The organism is Clostridium sp. LIBA-8841 (assembly GCF_057782475.1).
Genome location: NZ_CM173488.1, coordinates 1,781,235 through 1,798,225, shown reverse-complemented (window position 1 = coordinate 1,798,225; position 16,991 = coordinate 1,781,235). Strand labels below are relative to the sequence as shown.

The following is a 16,991-nucleotide window of genomic DNA, read 5'->3' as shown; positions in this document are numbered from 1 at the left end:
AACATTACTCTTTTCAAATTTTCAAAATATAAGGAATTTGTTGAAAAACATTTATCTCATCAAAAAAGAAAAAAGCAATTAATAAAACTAATGTAAAATACCATTACTATCATTGAAATAAAATATATAAGTTTAGATTTGATAATCAGCCTAATTAAATTAATAATCTCCTTTGCTATGCAAAAAATTATTTAAACTTATATAAATTTCAAAAATCAGTAATTCTACTAATGATTATTCCTTTTTTTGTAATCATTAACATTTTATGTAATTTACAGTAATATTTTACTATAAGGGATAAGTTATGTAAACATTAACATTTTACTAATAGTTTAACTTTTAAAGACATTTCTGTTAATTAACTTAATTATGTTAATTTAAAATTTTTATCAAATTTAATCGTGACTCTACTTTTATATCTATTAAAATCTTATAAATTCAAGTTAAATAATAAAGAAAAAACAAGTAAAATAAGTTAATATTATTCTTTACAATTTACAAACAGATTAAATGCATATTAAAAGGGAATATTTTATTAACATAAATATTTCAAAGTATTAGTAAATAAAATGGTAAAGGCAATTCTAACAGAATTGCCTTTACCATTTTAATGACAGCTACTATATTTTTAGGAGGGTTTGTAACTTACTTAAAAGTTTTTGGAATAAATTCATCACTTTTTGCCTTTGGTTCTCCAAAAACAGCTTTTACACTCTCACTTTGAGGATTATGATTTATGTGCTTTTTATTATTATTTTTTTTAGTCATTAATATCACCTCAATTATATGTTGTGTAAATTCTCATTCTTTATTCCTCCCATATCTTTACTATGCTATCTATTTGATTTATTATAAACTCATTAAAAATACTTATGTATTTTTAAATTCTTTATTTACCTTAAGTATATTAACTCCTAGTAGAAAAGATATGATTGTACTTATCCACCCTAAATAAGAGCCTTCAAAGAAAAAAATTATGGCTCCTATAAAAAAATAAATTATGCCTATTATCCATAAGACTCTCTGATTTTTTAAGGACATAAAATCACCTAAAAACTTTCTATTATAAATTATATGATTCTCTTCTTTATGCTGCCCCTATAATTATAATACATCTTTTTTATTTATATTTAATATGGAATTTACTCCATACTTAAGTACCAATGTTTTTGAACCTAATATATTGGCAATCATGGAAATTCCTCTACTCCTTATTCTGGCGTGTCTACAAGCTAAAACAACAATTTTATTTTTTTCATATATTTTTATTTTCTTAATTATTGTATATAACTTAGGTAATATATAAATTATTGACTTTGTCATTGTAGAAAAATAAGTTTTATTCTCAAACATCCCTTCTAATTTTAATGACTTCTTGTCATCTAGCAAAGGGAAATGAACACTATTTTCTAGGTGTTTATAATTAAATTCTTTATAAGTTCTTAAATCTAAAATTAAGTACTCGTCTTTTTCACATATTTCTTTATAATCTATATAATCAAAAAACTTATCTATAAATTTCATTTTTTCAACATTAAAAAAATCACTCATCTAAAACCTCTTGCTAACAATTGATACTTAATTATATTCCTTTCTCTTCATCAAATTACCAAATCGAAACAAATTTTACTAGTATCATATTTAATTAATTATTTTGTATTATTGTATTAAGTTTATTACTTTACCATTAAAACTATAAAATCTTTGCTCATTTTCATAAAATATGAATTTGTTTACATAACTTTTAACCTCCTTCAAGTTAACAAATAATGAATTTATTAACATAATATACTTTAATTTAACTGTTATTATTTGTATAATTATAAAAAATAGGGTTTTAAAAGTATATTTGAGAGGTGATTTTATGGAATCAAAAGAAAAAAACAAACTAACCCTAACCGCTTTTATACTTATGATATTCACATCGGTTTATGGCTTTACTAATATGCCAAGAACCTTCTACTTAATGGGTTATAGTGGTATTATATGGTATATAATTTCAGCCGTTCTATTTTTTATTCCTTATGCTTTTATGATGGCCGAATATGGCTCCGCTTTTAGAAAGGAAAAAGGGGGTATATATTCTTGGATGGCAAAATCCGTAAATCCTAAATTTGCTTTTATAGTAACATTTATGTGGTTTTCTTCAAACCTAATATGGATGGTATCTGTCTCTTCATCTATATGGATTCCACTGTCTAATGTATTCTTCGGAAAAGATACAACTGCATCTTGGACTATATTAGGGCTAAAAGGACCTCATGCAATGGCCTTATTAGCTACAATATTACTCCTAACAATAACTTTTATTTCATCTAAAGGACTGAATAAAATCTCAAAAATTACATCTATAGGTGGAACAGTTGTAGCTTTAGCCAATGTAGTTTTAATTCTTGGTGGTATATTTGTGTTAGTAAGTAATGGGTTTACTACTGCTCAAGGGTTTAACATTCAAGAATTTATTCACTCTCCGAATCCAGCCTACCAATCTCCTTTAGGTGTATTAGGATTTGTTGTTTTTGCAATATTTGCTTATGGTGGGATAGAAGTTGTTGGTGGATTAGTTGACCAAACTGAAAATCCTAAGAAGAACTTCCCTAAGGGAATAAAAATTTCAGCATTTATAATTGTTGTAGGATATGCAATTGGAATACTTTGTATTGGATTTTTTGTTAATTGGAATAGAGATTTAACTGGTCCAGATGTAAATATGGCTAATATAGCTTACATTATAGTAAATTACCTTGGTTTTTATATAGGTCAAGCGATTGGATTAAGTCTTAACGCTTGTATATTCTTAGGTGACTTGCTAGCTAGATTTATAGGACTTTCAATGTTTTTAGCTCTTACAGGAGCTTTCTTCGCAATAACGTATTCTCCTTTAAAACAATTAATAGAGGGTACTCCTAAAGATATTTGGCCTGAAAAATGGACAAGATTAAATAAAGAAAAAATGCCAGCTACTGCTATGTGGATTCAATGTATAACTGTAATAATATTTGTATTATGCTGTTCAATAGGCGGACAAGATTCTTCTAAGTTCTTTAATTATTTAATCCTTATGGGAAATGTAGCCATGACATTACCGTATATGCTCTTATCATTTGCTTTTCCATTCTTTAAAAAGAAAAAGGAAATAGAAAAACCTTTTGAAGTTTTTAAAACCTATAAAAGTGCCTTAGTTTGGTCAATTATTGTAACATTGACAGTTGGTTTCGCTAACTTTTTTACAATAATACAACCTCTTACTTTGCCAGAAAAAGATTATACTGCTGTGGTTTTCCAAATTTCAGGTCCAATCATATTTGGGATATTAGCTTGGTTAATATATAGAAGATATGAGAATAATGTTTTAAAATCAAAGATTTCAAATATAAATAATAAAGTTGACGATAGACTTGAAAAAATTGAAATGGCAGAAGAAGATATTACTAATGATGAAATAGGTCTAATAGATTTAGAAAATCCTAATGATGGCCATTCAAAAGTTCATAAAGCTGCTTCTGTAACTGAGGCAAATGATAAAGGTAAGTAATAAAAATGAGTATAGAATTTTTATAATTCTATACTCATTTTTTTAATGAATAACTTTTTCTATCTTATATTCCATATTACATGTTTTTTCCTCTTTGAATAATAAAAGAGCAATTAGAATAAAAAGTGCGCATCCAACTCCTATTTCTAGCGGATAAAATGGCAACTGATTTTTATCTAAAAGCATAGGTAATAATGCAATTGCTGCTACTGGCGGAAAATGAATATTAAAAACTTCAAAGAAAACAAATACACTAAGTACAACTAAAATCGTACAAATCCATAGAGGTACTCCTAAGTATTCATTTAATCCTACTCTAAAAAATGTTCCTAATAAAGCAACTATTATAAAAAGTAAAAATAAACTTTTTGCACGCTTCCTAAATTTACAATGACAATTAGTAAGTTCAACAAAAGCAACTATTAAAGGAGGTGCTATTAATAAAGTTTCTTTAAATCTTACTGAAAAATATGTTAATATTCCAACTATAAAAAATATCTTAACCATTTTTATAAATTCTTTTTTTCTTAAAGATGGATCTTTTTCAAGACTCTCAATTTCTTCTTTTAGTTCTTCCTTTACATCTTCTATTTTACTACAACTATTATTCTCCATAATATATTGAATTAATACTATGGCCATAGTAAGTATAAATACAGATATTGGATATATCCAAGTTTCAGTTCTAAGTAAAATTGGTAAAATACAAGCAGATATAATTGGAGCAAGTGTTGTTTTGGTAATCTTTAATAATAAACCTGTAAAAACTAAACCAATAAGTACTTGTAATGTTAATCCTAAGTGCACATATCTGACTACAAGTACACCAGTTATAGAACATAAAGTCATAAGTGAAACTAGTCCTATTTTACTAACCTTCCATGGTTGTTTTTCTAATACCCAAGTTCCTACAACAAGTGCAGCTACTTCTGGGAATATAACTTCTCTTTCTCCTGTATATTCTGCAATAACTACCATAGCTAATATAAGCATAAGTGCTATAAAATATCTTTTGTATCTCATAATAATACATCCTTTGTTTAAAATTTCAAACTTATTTTATCACACTAATTAAAATTGTTAAAAATAAAACAATATTTTCAATTTCACATTTAAACATTTTCAATTTTTAAATTACTAAAAAAACAACTATTTTCTTAATCATTTCTTAATTTAATATATATGTTGTTAACATATTTCAAATAATTAATAACCTATATATTAAATAAACAATTTAATATATAGGTTATTTCTGTGTTTATTCTATCCCATATCAAAATTTGAAATCCCACTATTATATAAAACAGTTCTTCTTAAATTATTATCTGCTGGCAAATAGCATGGTTCAAAGGCTAATGCTGCTCTATAATATCTTTGAGCTAATAAAACATTTCCTTTTTTTTCTTCAATTACTCCAAGTAAGTTTTCTATTTCTGCTGAATTACTATTAAGTATTAAAGCACTTCTTAGTAACACCTCAGCTTCATCATATTCTTTAGTAACAATATATTTTTTCGCTTTATCTATACATTCTTTTATATACACATTTTCCTTCATACTTAATATCTTTTTTCTTATAGATTCAATTTGTTCTATTAAATCATCTATTAAACATTTTGAAATTATAATACTCATATTAAACTTCACTATCCTTATCTTGAATTCTAAGTAATCTATATCCGACACCTATATGTGTTTGAATATAATTTGTATCAATAGACTTTTTATTTAATTTTTTTCTTAATGTTGCCATAAAAACTCTTAATGATGGAATATCACTTTCACAAGTGCTAGACCAAATTTCTCTTAATATATAATTATGAGTAAGAACTTTTCCAACATTTTTAGAAAGCAAACACAATAACTTATATTCAATTGGAGTCAAGTGTACCTCTTCTTCATTTAAAAATACACATCTTGAAGTATAATCTATCCGCAAATCTCCGTTTATAAATTCTTGTATTTCTTGAGTGTTACTTCTATCATAATTCATTTTTCTTATAGCAACCCGTATTCTAGCAAGTAGCTCCTCTACACTAAATGGTTTAGTTAAATAGTCATCAGCCCCTAGATCTAATGCTTCAATTTTATCTCTATCTTCACTTCTTGCACTTACTACAATTATTGGACAGTTTGACCATTCTCTTACTTTTTTAATAATTTCTATACCATCCATATCTGGTAATCCCAAATCTAGTATTATAATATCTGGTCTTTTTGATATTGCTAAAATTATTCCTTGTGAGCCATTAACAGCTGTATAACACTCATATGAATTTATCTCCAAAGTAGCTGTTATAAAATTTCTTATAGCTTTTTCATCTTCAATAACTAAAATTGATGACTTCATCCTCATTCACCTCAAATCTCTGTAAACTAAAGCCAATTATAGTTCCTCTAGGCTTATTATTTTTAACATATATCTCTCCTTGATGTACATTTATAATTGACTTGCATAAAGCTAGTCCTAATCCTAATCCTCTTCTACTATCACTACTATTTTCCTTAGAAGTAAAGAACATGTCAAATATATGCTCCTTATCTTTCTTACTAATTCCTTTACCATTATCAGCTATTTCAATTATTACATTATCTCCTTTAGGAAAAGCACTTATTTTTATCTTTGATCCTTTTTCTGTGTACTTTATTGCATTATCTACAATATTTATAATCACCTGTATTATAAGTCTTACATCTGCATTAATCATTAACAATTCATCTTCTAAATCAACCTCTATGTCATAATCACATACATTTCTATTTACATGTTGTAAAGCCTCTGAAATAATTTCTTCTACTAATTGAGCTTCTTTATTTAAATTTATATTTCCATTATCTATTCTTGAAACTGAAAGTAAATTTTCAACTAAGTTTATTAACCAAACCGAATCATCATATATGTCTAATGTCAATTTCCTTTTAGTTTCTTCATCAAAATTATTGTTTAAAAGCGAACTTGCACTTCCGGATATGCTAGTTAAAGGCGTTCTTAAATCATGAGAAACAGCTCTTAATAAATTCGCTCTAAATTTTTCATTCTCAGCCTGCATTAATGCTCTTTTTTTGGCTTCTTCTAAAATATAATTATCAATTACAAAAGATATCTGATTTATCATTGCTATTAATAAAGATTTTTCTCCTTCTTCTAATTCTTCTCCTTCTTCTAAAATTACTCCTATTACTATACCTATATCCTCATGACTTAATATAGGAATATACATAGCTTTAGCTCCTGGTAATGTATCTGTACCCTTTCCTGCATATTTTTTATTATTAATAGACCAAATAACTACTCCATATTCATCTAAATTTATATATTTATCACTTAACTCGCTTCCATTTTTAAATTTATAATTATATATGCTTTCAATTTGTCCATTTTTCAATTTATAAATCACTACTGGTTTTTTTACTAATCTATTTATTTGTTCTTGAGACTTTAAAATAATCTCCTCCAAATCTGAACATCTTCCAAGTTCACTACTAGATTCTAATAAAATATTAGTTCTATAAGCTGTTATTGCTGATTTGTTAGCTTGTACTTTCACTTTATTTGTAAGTGTACTAGTTATTAAAGCTGATATAAGCATTATTAAAAATGTAACTATATAGCTTGTATCATATGCATCAAGAGTAAATTTAGGTTCTGTGAAGAAAAAATTAAATAGTAAAACACTAAATAAAGAAGATAAAACTCCATATATTCTTCCATAGGTTTCCTTTGCTATTATTAAGACACCTAAAATGAATACTATTATTATATTAGCTTCACTAAAACCTAAGTTTTCAAAGAATATACTTACAACAATTGCCATAATTAAAATTCCTAAAGTCTTAAAAGAATCTTTAGTTGTTATTTTTTCTTTATTTAAGACAATTTTATTTATATATTCTGTAGTTTCTTCTTCGTCAGGTATTATATAAACATCTAGTTCTGGTGCTAACTCTATTAATCTATCTACAATACCTAGTCTTGACCAAGGGTGTCTTTTTTTCTTAGTCCTTCCTATTATGACCTTTGAAACTGAACTTATTTTAGAAAACTCTGAAACTTGATATGCAACATCATCTCCATAAACTGTTTCTATTTTAGCACCTAAGTCTTTTGCTAATTTAACATGCTCTCTTAACCTTCCAATATTCCCCTCTTTCAATTCCTTTGATGAAGTTGTTTCAACAAATAAGGCTGTAAACTTTCCATGAAAAGCTTCTGCCATCCTTGCCGCTGTTCTAATTACCTTACTATTTGAAGGAGAAGAACTTAAACATACCAATATGTGCTCATTAGTATGATAAGCATTCTCACTTTTATTTATCATAACCTCTTTATTTACACTATTGGCAGTTTCTCTTAATGCTAACTCCCTTAAAGCAACCAAATTTTCTCTTATAAAAAAGTTTTTTAATGCTTTTTTAGCCTGCTTCTTAACATATATTTTCCCCTCATTTAATCTTTCCATTAGAACTGATGGGTCTACATCTATTAATTCAATTTGAAAAGCATTTTTAAATATTCTATCAGGTATTCTCTCTTTAACAACTATATTAGTTATAGATGCCACTACATCATTTAAACTCTCTATATGTTGGACATTAAGAGTTGTATAAACATCTATTCCAGCATCTAGCAATTCCTCTATATCGATATATCTCTTTTCATGCCTAAGACCTTTAACATTTGTATGAGCTAACTCGTCTACGATTATTAAATCAGGTTTTCTCTCTAAAGCCATATCTAAATTAAATTCCTTTAATATCATTTCTCTATATGATATTTCTAAATTAGGTAGCAATTCTAGTCCCTCTAAAAGTGCTATTGTCTCCGGCCTTGTATGTGGTTCAACATATCCAACAACAACATCTAACCCCATATCTTTTGCTGAATGAGCTGCTTCTAACATTGCATATGTTTTTCCAACTCCAGCAGCATATCCAAAAAAAATTTTAAGTTTTCCTTTTTTACTATCTCTTTCATTCTTATTTATCTCTTTCAATATTTTCTCTGGATTAGGACGAGTTTCCCTCATTTATAATCCCCCTATTCTTTTAATATTCCATCCAAAGCAAGATTAACTTGTAAAACATTGACTACCTTCTCTCCAAAGACGCCTAAAAATCTTCCTGTTGTATATTTATCTATAATGCTATTTACTTCCCCTACACTTAAATTCCTTGTTTCAGCAATTCTTTTTGATTGATATTTAGCTGCTGCCACGGAAATATGAGGATCTAATCCACTTCCTGAAGAAGTAACTAAATCTACTGGAATTGCTTCTTCTCTCATATCAGGATTTGATTTTTTAATCTTCTCTATTCTCTCTTCAACTAATTTTTCATACTCGTCACTTGCTGGACTTAAGTTTGATGGAGATGAATACATTAACGGATCTCCATTATCATCCTTAAATATTTCTACATTTATATTCATAATCCTTCCCCACAAATATTTATCATCTGTGAATTGTTGACCTAATAATTCACTTCCATATTTTTTCCCATCTATTTCTATAATGCTTCCATTAGCCTCTTCCTTAAAGAAAACCTGCGCTAATACTGTTGTTGAAACCGGATAAATTATTCCACATAATATTGTGAAAATTAAAAGAGCTAAAATAGACTTTTTAATAATCTTCATATTAATCCTCCTCTTTAAACTATACCTAACATTGTTATTAATATATCTATAACTTTTATAGCTATAAATGGAGCTATAATACCTCCTAGACCATATACAAACAAGTTCCTTGATAATAGATTATTAGCTGAAACTTCTCTATATTTAACACCCTTAAGCGCTAATGGAATTAAAGCGATTATGATAAAAGCATTATATATAACAGCAGATAGTATTGCACTTTCTGGACTACTTAATCCCATAATATTCAACTTTGAAAGCTCAGGAAATAGTCCTATAAAAAGTGGAGGAATTATAGCAAAATATTTTGCTATATCATTTGCTATACTAAAAGTTGTAAGTGCTCCTCTAGTCATAAGAAGTTGTTTTCCAATTCTTACTATATCTATTAATTTAGTTGGTGATGAATCTAAATCAACCATATTCCCAGCTTCTTTAGCTGCTTGTGTTCCTGTATTCATAGCTACCGCCACGTCTGCCTGTGCTAAGGCTGGTGCATCATTAGTTCCATCTCCAGTCATAGCTACTAAATGTCCCTTCTTTTGAAAGTCTCTTATCATATTTAACTTACCTTCTGGAGTAGCTTCTGCTAAAAAATCATCTACCCCAGCCTCTGCTGCAATTGCCGCCGCAGTAAGTGGATTATCTCCAGTTATCATTATTGTCTTTATTCCCATTTTTCTTAAATCAGAAAATTTTTCTTTAACCCCTCTTTTTACTATGTCTTTTAGATATATTATTCCTAGAATTTTATAATTTTTAGCCACTACTAAGGGTGTCCCCCCCTTTTTAGCAATCTCTTCAACCTTTTTTTCACATTCCTCAGAAAAAACTCCGCCATTTTCAGTTATATATTTTTTTATGGAATCTGCTGATCCTTTTCTTATTTCATCTCCATTAAAATCAACTCCACTCATTCTTGTTTTAGCAGTGAATTCAATAAAATTAGCATTTGAAGAACTTAAATTTCTTCCTCTAATTCCGAACTGTTCCTTTGCTAAGATAACTATACTTCTTCCTTCTGGAGTTTCATCTGCTAAAGATGATAACTGAGCAGCATCTGCAAGTTCTTCTATATCAACTCCATCTACAGGTAAAAACTCACTAGCTTGTCTATTTCCTAAAGTAATTGTACCAGTCTTATCTAGCATTAAAATATCAACATCCCCTGCAGCTTCGATAGCTCTTCCACTCATAGCTAGTACATTAGCTTGATTTAATCTACTCATTCCAGCTATTCCAATAGCAGAAAGTAAAGCTCCTATTGTCGTAGGTGCAAGGCAAACTAGTAAAGCTAGTAATGAAGTTACTGAAGTACTATTTATAACTCCACTCTGATTTGAAGCAAATTCCGAATAAGCATATAATGATACTGTAACAACTAAAAATATTATTGTAAGAGAAACTAATAATATTTGAAGTGCTATTTCATTTGGAGTTTTCTTTCTAGATGCTCCCTCTACCATAGCTATCATTTTGTCCATAAAACTTTCTCCAGGATTATTACTTACCTTAATCACTATATAGTCTGATATAACTTGAGTTCCACCAGTTACAGCACTCCTATCTCCACCACTTTCTCTTATAACAGGGGCTGATTCGCCTGTTATTGCACTCTCATCCACTGATGCTGCTCCATAAATTACATCTCCGTCAGCTGGTATTTGCTCTCCAGCTTTTACTATTATTAAGTCTCCTTTTCTTAACTCAGTTGAATTAACCTTACTAACTCTTTCCTTTGTTTCTATAGAATCTATTCTATTAGCTGAAATATCTTTTTTAGCAGAACGTAAAGCATCAGCTTGTGCCTTTCCTCTACCTTCTGCAATAGCTTCAGCAAAATTAGCAAATAAAACAGTAAACCAAAGTAAAATCGAAATTCCTAATATAAAAGATGGCGAGTTATCTTTTATTCCGAATAATGAAAATATATATAAACCGGTTGTTAATATAGAAGCTATATATACTATAAACATTACTGGATTTTGTAATTGAATCTTTGGATTTAATTTTATAAAAGAATCTTTTATAGCTCTTTTAATCATTTTTCTATTAAATAAAGAATTTTCTTTCTCCTTCATATTTTTCTCCTCCTTAAGCAATCATTTGCAAAAACTCAGCTATTGGGCCTAAAGCAAGCGCTGGGAAAAAGCTTAAAGCACCTACTAATAGAACTACAAAAATTAATAAACCTATAAATAATAAATTATGAGTTGGTAATGTTCCGATACTAGTTGCAACTTTTTTCTTTTTAACTAAAGAACCTGCAATAGCAAGTGTAGCAATCATAGGAACAAACCTAACAAATAGCATTATTAATCCTATAGTTACATTTATAAATACCGTGTTAGCACTTAGTCCAGCAAAGGCTGATCCATTATTTCCTCCTGCAGAAGAATAGGCATATAAAATTTCTGAAAAGCCATGTGTACCTGAATTAGTTAAGCTATTTATTACTTCTGGATTAATAGCTGCTAATGCACTTCCTATAAGAATAGCAATAGGAGTTGCTAAACATATAAGCATAGCCATCTTCATCTCATAAGGTTCTATTTTTTTACCTAAATATTCTGGTGTCCTTCCAACCATAAGCCCTGCTATAAATACAGTTATTATTGCAAATGCTATCATTCCGTAAAGTCCACATCCAACACCACCAAACACAACTTCTCCAAGTTGCATTAAAAGCATTGTAATCATTCCTCCTATTGGAGTAAAACTATCATGCATAGAATTTACAGAACCATTAGATGCCGCTGTAGTAAACGCTGCCCACGTACTAGAGCCAACTACTCCAAACCTACTTTCTTTACCTTCCATATTCCCCCCACCTTGATCTATATAGCCTAGATTTACGGCTCCATCCTGAGCTAATTGTGGTGTTCCACTAGCTTCACTTATTCCAATTATGCATAGTGCAACAACAAGTAAGGTAAACATAGCTATAAATATGGCTTTTCCTTGTCTTTTATCCTTTACATTTCTACCAAAAGTAAAGCAAAGAGACGCAGGTATTAAAAGTATAGATAACATTTCTAATAAATTTGAAAAGGCTGTTGGATTTTCTAAAGGATGTGCTGAGTTTACTCCAAAGAATCCCCCACCATTAGTTCCTAACTGTTTTATAGCTACCTGACTGGCTGCTGGTCCTTGAGGAACTATTTGACTAGTAACTATACTCCCATCATCTAAAACAATTTCTTCTAAAAGAGCTACCTCTTCATAAGATTTAAAATTTTGTACTGTTCCCTGTGAAACTAATAATATTGAAAGAACTATTGAAAAAGGAACTAATAAATAAAGAACACTCTTCGTTAAATCTCTCCAAAAATTCCCTAATTCATTTTTATTTACTCTTGTAAATCCTCTTATTAAAGCAAATAAAACAGCAATTCCAGTTCCTGCTGATAAAAAGTTTTGAACTGTCAAGCCAAGCATCTGAGTTAAATAACTTAATTGACTTTCACCAGAATAAGCCTGCCAATTTGTATTTGTAATAAAACTAGCTGTTGTATTAAAACTTAAATCCCATGAAGTTCCTTCTATTCCTTCAGGATTTAATGGCAATACTCCTTGGAACAAATTCAAAATAAACAAGAATATAAAGCCTATAGCACTGAATGCTAAAACTGACATTGAATATTTCTTCCAGTCCATCTCCTCTTCATTAATTCCTAGTACCTTATATATAAAGTTTTCACAAGGTAATATTAATTTTGATAAAAATACCTTTTCTCCATTCATGACTTTTCCAATATATTTTCCTAATGGAATCGCTAATAAAACTAAGATTATTAAGTATAACGAATATTGTAAAATTGCATTACTCATTTCTATCCCCCCTAAGCAATATATACCAAAGATAAATAAATAATATTAAGGATGCTAATCCCATAATGATTAAAATGAATTTCATCTTTCTTTCCCCCTTTCCTTAATTTATTATATTTAAAAACATATTAAGATGGCGTTAGAGTTTTATTTGTTAGTATTAAGATTGTATAAAGATTAATTTTTATAAGATTTTATTGAAAATAAAAAAGAGCCTTTAAGAATTTAATTTAAAGACTCTTAATATTTACTTTCTTTTATGTCTATGCTTTTTCAAGATCCTCATTTTAATTACAGAATAAAATTCACTACATAGTATAGAAAGTTTATAGAATTAATATATTACTTTTTATGTTCTTATTAATATATGAGCCTATGAACTACATGCACTTTATTAATAAGTATTTATTGACATTCGATAAGAAAATGTTTATAATTTCTTCATAATATAAAATTGAAATGGGGTACTAAAATTGAAAAGTAATATTACTTCAAAAATATTAGACTATGTAGTAGCACTGGGAATTATTTTAACTATATTAGTTCTTATAGGAACACCTTTATTGTTAACTGCACTTTTTAAGAGCCATTTTTCTATGGTAGACTCTCCTTTAATATGGACTGTGACTATATGTATTTATATTTGTGCTATTCCTTATATATTAGCTTTATTTAAAGTAAAAACAATATGTCATTTGATAAAGAAAGAAAATCCTTTTTCATTTAAGATAGTTAAATCACTACAAATTATTTGTATTTGCTCTTTTTCTGAAATAATAACATTTTCTTTAACTTCTATTTATTTAAAATATTCAATAGATTTCTTTGAAAAAACTATAATAGCACCTCCTATATTAATAATATCTTTTATATGTGTTACCATAGGTTTATTATGTATGGTTCTTGCTAGATTATTTGAAAGATTTATTGAGATTAAAGAAGAAAATGATAAAACGATTTAGGAGGATTAAAACATGCCAATTCTTGTGAATTTAGATGTAATGATGGCTAAAAGAAAAATCAGTTCTACAGAACTATCAGAAAAGATGGGAATAACAATGGCTAATCTTTCTATTTTAAAAAATAATAAGGCTAAAGCTGTTAGATTTTCAACCTTAAATTCTTTATGTGAAATATTAAAATGTCAACCAGGAGATATTTTAGAATATGTAGAAGAGGATGATGAAAGATTAAGATAGGTAGATAATAAATTATTATCCACCTATCTTAATCTTATTTTATTATTATTCCTAAGAATCTACTTAATTCCAAAGCTTGGTACGCTGTAACTACTCCACCTTTTAAGTCTTCCATATTTATATCTATATCATTTATATTGCAACTTCTAAAATCAATATCTTTAATATTTGTTCCTCTAAATATTGCTTCTTTAAAATCTATATTTTCTAGATTTACCTTCTTTAGTTTAGCTTCTTGAAATACAGCTCCTGTTAAATCACATTCCTTGAATTCTACCTCTTTTAAAGTACTAAAAGAAAAGTTAGAATATCTTCCTAAACAATCTTTAAAAGAAATGTTGTTTAAAGATGATTCATCAAATCTACTCCCTATTATTTTACATCCTTTAAACTCAACTCTATAAAGTCCCCCCTCAAAAAACTCACAGTTAGACAAATCACATCTTTCAAATCTTACATCTGTCATATCTATTCTTGTAAAGCTACAATTTATGAACATAACATTTCTAAATATACATGAATCGAACTTTACTGAAGTTTGTTCTATATTCTCTATTATTGCATTTTCTATTATAACTTCTTCTAATTTTTCTTCACTTAAAATTTCTCTAGTTATATCTTCTATTTTATTTAATTCTAAAGGAATCTTAGGTAATTGCATTTTAAAAACTTTCATACTTATGTCTCCTAAAATAAAATTTCTATATAATTTGTTCATCTATATTAAGTATTACACATACAACTTAAATTTAGAAGTTTATAAATATCTTTCTAATTAGCTTTATTCTTTAATAAATCCTTATATCTATGATTTTCTTTAAGAAAATCATATTTAGAGTCATTTAAAATTATATCTATTCCTTGTTCAATGTAACCTTTTGATAAATTCTTTTATTTTAAATCCAATAGATTAAAGTATTTATTCTCACTTAATAAGTTTTTATTACTTAATTCCTTATATAACTATTGATAATTAGTTAATAAAATAAAAAAGAAGTAATATGAACCATATTACTTCTTTTTTTTATCTAGTTTCTTTTCCTAAAATATTACTTAAAATCAAGTAATGCTCTTCTATTTCCTTTGGTATATCAATATGTTCTATATAATTTGCTCCTTTAGGTCCATATCCATTTTCATCATCTCTAAGTCTTGGTATTTCTCCAAGAATAAGTTCTTCATACCTATCTAAACTCCATATTCCATCAACTTCACTATTATCAAACTCCAAATTTTCATTTAATATTGGTATAAATGGAGCATAATTTAAGACTTTAACGTTATCTTTATTTTTTAAAACTTTTAAAAATCCTAAATATGTTCTAAGTTGCATTGTAGGATCTTGTATAAGTAATAATGAATCATAGTTAATATCTAATCTATCTAAAATTTCTATGGCTTTTATTGCATTATCACCACAATTAGTTGATTTATTCTCTATAATTATATCTTCCTTTGGCACGTTAAAATATTTTAATATTATTTCATATATAATATCTGCTTCAGCTTTATCATAAGTTTTTATATCACTATAATTTTTATGTTTTCTAACTGTTTCCCTAAGAAGATCAGTTGAATGGCCAATTCCTCCGCATATTAAAATTTTATTACAAAGCCTATTTTCATAAGCTTCTATAGCAACCTTAATATTATAAGTTATAGCACTTCCTAATAATATTAAAACATCTACTTTTTCAATGCCAAAATTCTTCTTTAAAGACTCCTTAGTAAGTTGACTAAAATCTCTTTTAGCTAAAAATTGTCCTATACTATTTAAAGAATTTATTTTATTTTTATCCATATCTTCTCCTAAATTTCTATTCATAAAAAATCCTGTAATAATAAAATTTACTTAATACACAATTTTTAAAGTTAATAGTTAATCTTAATCTTTTTTATAATTAGTAAACTTAAGCTCTTCAAAATTCATTTTGTGATTTTTTAAATTCTCTTCTGAAATAAGCTTATAATTATTTGTCATATCTCCATTAAATAAATATAATATTACATCTCTAAGCCTTGCATTCCATGCTCCTTCATTATGCGGTGCATCTAAGTCTTCATAAAGAACAAATTCATCCTTATATTTATACCCATTATCTAAAAGCATTTTACTTACACTTTTAACAGGCTCTGTTATAAGTCTTCCTTCTCCTGTTCCATAATCCATCCATAGTTTTAAATCATGATGTCCATAATTTTTAATCTTTTCAAACCCATTTTCATATGCCATCCAAAAGGCCGGAGAAAGCACTCCTAACTTTGAAAAGACTTCTGGGTTTCTCATACCTATATTAAAAGTAACCATTCCACCCATAGAAGATCCTATGAGAGCATTAAATTCTCTTTCTGGCTTTGTCCTAAAATTCTTATCTATGTATGGTTTAAGCTCTTTTATTAAGAAATCCTCGTAAAGTTCACCTTTTCCTTCTACTAAATAAATTTCTTCTCCTTTATTTATAAAGTTAAAATGAGCTAATTCTCTAATCCTATCAAAATTATTTGAAATTCCTACAATTATACATTCCTCTAATAAATTATCATCAATAAGATTTTCTATAACCTTATCTACATGCCATGATTTACCTGATAAAGACCATTCCTCAAAAAAACACTCCATACCATCATGAAAATATATAACATTATATCTTTTTTCATTTTTATCATAATCTTCTGGAAGATATACTAATATATCTCTATAATTCTTTAATTTACTTGCATACATATGTTTTATAACCTTTAATCTCATAACAAATTTCCTCCTATACAAATTATTTTATACAAATATGGT

At 27.7% G+C, this 16,991-nt stretch carries 15 protein-coding genes; 3 read left to right on the top strand and 12 right to left on the bottom strand.

Annotated features, from left to right (window positions below; all coding sequences use genetic code 11):
• Nucleotides 1–645: 645 nt before the first annotated feature.
• Nucleotides 646–768 carry a CPC_1213 family protein gene (locus tag AC2A4K_RS07900; RefSeq protein ID WP_322503489.1) on the bottom strand — a complete coding sequence of 41 codons (123 nt, stop codon included), beginning with the start codon at nucleotides 766–768 and terminating at the stop codon, nucleotides 646–648.
• A gap of 336 nt (nucleotides 769–1,104) precedes the next feature.
• Complete coding sequence (locus AC2A4K_RS07895; RefSeq protein WP_322503490.1) at nucleotides 1,105–1,551, bottom strand: rhodanese-like domain-containing protein; 447 nt, start codon at nucleotides 1,549–1,551, stop codon at nucleotides 1,105–1,107.
• A gap of 313 nt (nucleotides 1,552–1,864) precedes the next feature.
• On the opposite strand from AC2A4K_RS07895, the gene yjeM reads away from it, so the two are divergent.
• Nucleotides 1,865–3,535 (top strand): glutamate/gamma-aminobutyrate family transporter YjeM, encoded by a 1,671-nt coding sequence (yjeM, locus tag AC2A4K_RS07890; protein ID WP_322503491.1) that lies wholly within the window; start codon nucleotides 1,865–1,867, stop codon nucleotides 3,533–3,535.
• A 42-nt stretch (nucleotides 3,536–3,577) separates the two neighbouring features.
• Here the strand turns inward: yjeM and AC2A4K_RS07885 are convergent, their stop codons facing one another.
• The 7 genes from AC2A4K_RS07885 to kdpA form a co-directional block, all read right to left on the bottom strand.
• Nucleotides 3,578–4,558, bottom strand: a complete 981-nt coding sequence (locus AC2A4K_RS07885; RefSeq protein WP_322503492.1) for a hypothetical protein — start codon at nucleotides 4,556–4,558, stop codon at nucleotides 3,578–3,580.
• A gap of 240 nt (nucleotides 4,559–4,798) precedes the next feature.
• The gene (locus AC2A4K_RS07880) at nucleotides 4,799–5,170 is read right to left on the bottom strand and encodes a hypothetical protein (RefSeq protein ID WP_322503493.1); all 372 of its coding nucleotides are present in this window, start codon (nucleotides 5,168–5,170) and stop codon (nucleotides 4,799–4,801) included.
• 1 nt (nucleotide 5,171) lies between these two features.
• Nucleotides 5,172–5,885 carry a response regulator transcription factor gene (locus tag AC2A4K_RS07875; protein WP_322503494.1) on the bottom strand — a complete coding sequence of 238 codons (714 nt, stop codon included), beginning with the start codon at nucleotides 5,883–5,885 and terminating at the stop codon, nucleotides 5,172–5,174.
• Nucleotides 5,860–8,562, bottom strand: a complete 2,703-nt coding sequence (locus tag AC2A4K_RS07870) for a sensor histidine kinase KdpD (protein WP_322503495.1) — start codon at nucleotides 8,560–8,562, stop codon at nucleotides 5,860–5,862. Before AC2A4K_RS07870 ends, AC2A4K_RS07875 begins: the two co-directional genes overlap by 26 nt.
• Before the next feature lie 11 nt (nucleotides 8,563–8,573).
• Nucleotides 8,574–9,170 (bottom strand): potassium-transporting ATPase subunit KdpC, encoded by a 597-nt coding sequence (kdpC, locus tag AC2A4K_RS07865; RefSeq protein ID WP_322503496.1) that lies wholly within the window; start codon nucleotides 9,168–9,170, stop codon nucleotides 8,574–8,576.
• Between the two features lie 14 nt (nucleotides 9,171–9,184).
• Nucleotides 9,185–11,251: a potassium-transporting ATPase subunit KdpB gene (gene kdpB / locus AC2A4K_RS07860; protein ID WP_322503497.1), complete on the bottom strand. Its 2,067-nt coding sequence runs from the start codon at nucleotides 11,249–11,251 to the stop codon at nucleotides 9,185–9,187.
• A gap of 13 nt (nucleotides 11,252–11,264) precedes the next feature.
• Nucleotides 11,265–13,001, bottom strand: a complete 1,737-nt coding sequence (kdpA, locus tag AC2A4K_RS07855; RefSeq protein ID WP_322503498.1) for a potassium-transporting ATPase subunit KdpA — start codon at nucleotides 12,999–13,001, stop codon at nucleotides 11,265–11,267.
• Between the two features lie 473 nt (nucleotides 13,002–13,474).
• Between kdpA and AC2A4K_RS07850 the strand changes: the two genes are divergently transcribed.
• Nucleotides 13,475–13,963: a DUF2975 domain-containing protein gene (locus AC2A4K_RS07850; protein WP_322503499.1), complete on the top strand. Its 489-nt coding sequence runs from the start codon at nucleotides 13,475–13,477 to the stop codon at nucleotides 13,961–13,963.
• 12 nt (nucleotides 13,964–13,975) lie between these two features.
• On the top strand, nucleotides 13,976–14,200 hold the full coding sequence (locus tag AC2A4K_RS07845) for a helix-turn-helix domain-containing protein (RefSeq protein ID WP_322503500.1): 225 nt from the start codon (nucleotides 13,976–13,978) through the stop codon (nucleotides 14,198–14,200).
• A gap of 34 nt (nucleotides 14,201–14,234) precedes the next feature.
• Here the strand turns inward: AC2A4K_RS07845 and AC2A4K_RS07840 are convergent, their stop codons facing one another.
• The 3 genes from AC2A4K_RS07840 to AC2A4K_RS07830 all read right to left on the bottom strand — a co-directional run bounded on the left by AC2A4K_RS07840 (nucleotide 14,235) and on the right by AC2A4K_RS07830 (nucleotide 16,949).
• Nucleotides 14,235–14,876, bottom strand: coding sequence for a pentapeptide repeat-containing protein (locus AC2A4K_RS07840; protein ID WP_322503501.1), 642 nt, complete (start codon nucleotides 14,874–14,876; stop codon nucleotides 14,235–14,237).
• Nucleotides 14,877–15,224: 348 nt separating this feature from the next.
• Nucleotides 15,225–16,025 carry a YdcF family protein gene (locus AC2A4K_RS07835; RefSeq protein WP_322503502.1) on the bottom strand — a complete coding sequence of 267 codons (801 nt, stop codon included), beginning with the start codon at nucleotides 16,023–16,025 and terminating at the stop codon, nucleotides 15,225–15,227.
• Nucleotides 16,026–16,085: 60 nt separating this feature from the next.
• Nucleotides 16,086–16,949 (bottom strand): alpha/beta hydrolase, encoded by an 864-nt coding sequence (locus tag AC2A4K_RS07830; protein ID WP_322503503.1) that lies wholly within the window; start codon nucleotides 16,947–16,949, stop codon nucleotides 16,086–16,088.
• Between the last annotated feature and the right edge of the window lie 42 nt (nucleotides 16,950–16,991).

Bases quoted from the DNA above. Each gene is read 5' to 3' on its own strand.
- AC2A4K_RS07900 (WP_322503489.1), bottom strand. From the start codon at position 768: ATGACTAAAAAAAATAATAATAAAAAGCACATAAATCATAATCCTCAA.
- AC2A4K_RS07895 (WP_322503490.1), bottom strand. From the start codon at position 1,551: ATGAGTGATTTTTTTAATGTTGAAAAAATGAAATTTATAGATAAGTTT.
- yjeM (WP_322503491.1), top strand. From the start codon at position 1,865: ATGGAATCAAAAGAAAAAAACAAACTAACCCTAACCGCTTTTATACTT.
- AC2A4K_RS07885 (WP_322503492.1), bottom strand. From the start codon at position 4,558: ATGAGATACAAAAGATATTTTATAGCACTTATGCTTATATTAGCTATG.
- AC2A4K_RS07880 (WP_322503493.1), bottom strand. From the start codon at position 5,170: ATGAGTATTATAATTTCAAAATGTTTAATAGATGATTTAATAGAACAA.
- AC2A4K_RS07875 (WP_322503494.1), bottom strand. From the start codon at position 5,885: ATGAAGTCATCAATTTTAGTTATTGAAGATGAAAAAGCTATAAGAAAT.
- AC2A4K_RS07870 (WP_322503495.1), bottom strand. From the start codon at position 8,562: ATGAGGGAAACTCGTCCTAATCCAGAGAAAATATTGAAAGAGATAAAT.
- kdpC (WP_322503496.1), bottom strand. From the start codon at position 9,170: ATGAAGATTATTAAAAAGTCTATTTTAGCTCTTTTAATTTTCACAATA.
- kdpB (WP_322503497.1), bottom strand. From the start codon at position 11,251: ATGAAGGAGAAAGAAAATTCTTTATTTAATAGAAAAATGATTAAAAGA.
- kdpA (WP_322503498.1), bottom strand. From the start codon at position 13,001: ATGAGTAATGCAATTTTACAATATTCGTTATACTTAATAATCTTAGTT.
- AC2A4K_RS07845 (WP_322503500.1), top strand. From the start codon at position 13,976: ATGCCAATTCTTGTGAATTTAGATGTAATGATGGCTAAAAGAAAAATC.
- AC2A4K_RS07840 (WP_322503501.1), bottom strand. From the start codon at position 14,876: ATGAAAGTTTTTAAAATGCAATTACCTAAGATTCCTTTAGAATTAAAT.
- AC2A4K_RS07835 (WP_322503502.1), bottom strand. From the start codon at position 16,025: ATGAATAGAAATTTAGGAGAAGATATGGATAAAAATAAAATAAATTCT.
- AC2A4K_RS07830 (WP_322503503.1), bottom strand. From the start codon at position 16,949: ATGAGATTAAAGGTTATAAAACATATGTATGCAAGTAAATTAAAGAAT.